Source organism: Sulfurimonas sp., assembly GCF_019429335.1.
Lineage (GTDB): Bacteria > Campylobacterota > Campylobacteria > Campylobacterales > Sulfurimonadaceae > Sulfurimonas.
Genome location: NZ_JAHYJB010000067.1, coordinates 1 through 2,074, shown reverse-complemented (window position 1 = coordinate 2,074; position 2,074 = coordinate 1). Strand labels below are relative to the sequence as shown.

The following is a 2,074-nucleotide window of genomic DNA, read 5'->3' as shown; positions in this document are numbered from 1 at the left end:
AGTGAATTCCTTTCGCTTATACAAACTAAAATAAATGAGGTAAATTTTTGAGTAAAAAAGCAGACCGCGTCATAATGAATGACGATATTCGTGTACCAGAGGTGCGTTGTAATGTAGATGGAGCAGAATCTTTAGGAATAATATCCACGGATGAAGCTATGGAAAAGGCAAATGAATTGGGATTAGATTTAGTCCTTATCGCTCCTGATGCAAAACCACCTGTTGCAAAAATCATGGATTACGGTAAGTATAGATACCAAGAAGAGAAAAAGCAAAAAGAGCAGAGAAAAAATCAAGTCAAAATTGACGTAAAAGAGATTAAGCTCTCTGTAAAAATTGCAGAAAACGATATAAACTATAAAGTTAAACATGCAAAAGAGTTTCTATCGGAGGGTAAACATGTAAAGTTTCGTGTCTTTTTAAAGGGACGTGAGATGGCAAACCCAGACTCTGCAAAAGATGTTCTTTTAAAAGTTTGGTCTATGATAGAAGATGTTGCGGTAATGGATAAAGAGCCTAAATTTGAAGGCCGCTACTATAACATGTACGTTCTGCCTCAAAAGTAGCATACTTTCTTTAGAAAAATAGCTTCTAGCGGCTATAGGAACAAGTTGTTCCTGTCCACTAAAGAGAACAAGTTCTCTTTAGTTAGATATCTTAGCTATCAAATCCTCTTTTTGCACTGCATCAGCCATATATTTTACAATCACAAGTTTTTCAGTGTCGTTAATATACCACTCTGCTACATGAGCATTCTCAAATCCTTTGAGTTTTGAAAGATCCACATCTGCAAGCGGAAGATATAGATGAGAGTATTTTGTAGGGTTTTGAAGTTTCAGTGTCCATAACAGCCAGAGTGTTGCGACTACAGCTACCGATATACCGATAGTCTCTCTATCGCTTATTCCAAGAAGAAGACCAGCTGATGTACCGCCTACAAACGTTGCAAAATAAGCAACAGAGTTGGAGATACCAAGAGCAGCACCTTTTTGGTGTACTTTTGCAAACTTTGATATCATAGACTGAACTAACGGCTCCATCATATTAAATGCTACAAAAAACATCACGACGCCGATAATAAAGAGCGTACTTGAACTGGTTAGTCCCATTATTAAGAATGAGCCTATAAAGAGAACAATAGAGAGTAAAAATATCTCTTTTGGTTTGTTGTATTTCTCTCCAAATACGGCAGCAGGCCCCATCGCAACCAGTCCTAAAACCATTGCAGGAAGATAAGCCATGTAGAGGTCAGATTTTTGCCAAGCAAACTCCTCACTTGTCAATATGATAGGAATAAGAACAAATGCAATAGTCATAAGACCCTTTTGCATAGCGTTTATAACAATCATATTTAAAAGATTCGGGTCTCTTAAGATATCTGATGTTTTTGCTGCCGCATGGTATGTATGTTTGATTTTTGGAGGAGTCGGCACTTTTGTAAATAATAGTATTATTGCCAAAACCGCAAAAACAGCAGTAAGTATGAAAAGAAACTCTACGCCGTATTTTGCCCCTAGAATAGGTCCTAGTCCCATAGCTAGAGCAAAACTCATCGCTATTGAAGCGCCCATTATTGCCATTGCTTTGCCTCTTGTTTCTTCAGGAACCAAGTCTGATATCATAGCCGTTATAACAGAGCCGATTGCACCTGCTCCTTGAAGAAAACGACCAATCATAAGAGAGTATATATCATCAGAATATGCACAAATAATTGAACCTATTAAAAATATAAGAAGACCAAAAAGAAGCGTTGGTTTTCTTCCGATTTTATCGCTCATTGTCCCAAATGGAACCTGAAAAAGCGCCTGTGTCAGCGCATAGCCGCCGACAACTATACCGACAAGCAGAGGTGTAGAGCCTTCAAGCTCAAGCGCAAAAACTGAAATAACCGGCAAAACAAGGAACAGACCTAAAAATCTCAGAGAGAGAATTGCTGAAAGAGGAAAGACTTTTTTAAACATTGTGTACCTTAAATATTATATAATGCGCAATTATATTGAAAAGATTGTTTACACTAACTTTTTAGATCAAGAAAACCAATGTTCAAAGTAAATTGCAAGGATTATAAGTGAGA

General features: G+C 37.3%; 2 protein-coding genes. One reads left to right on the top strand and one right to left on the bottom strand.

Annotation, left to right across the window (positions count from 1 at the left end):
- Positions 1–74: 74 nt before the first annotated feature.
- Entirely contained in the window at positions 75–566 is a 492-nt protein-coding gene (gene infC, locus K0A91_RS10900) for a translation initiation factor IF-3 (protein WP_295010240.1), read from the top strand.
- A 78-nt stretch (positions 567–644) separates the two neighbouring features.
- Here infC and K0A91_RS10895 read toward each other — a convergent pair whose 3' ends face one another.
- On the bottom strand, positions 645–1,961 hold the full coding sequence (locus K0A91_RS10895; RefSeq protein ID WP_295010238.1) for an MFS transporter: 1,317 nt from the start codon (positions 1,959–1,961) through the stop codon (positions 645–647).
- Positions 1,962–2,074: the final 113 nt, after the last annotated feature.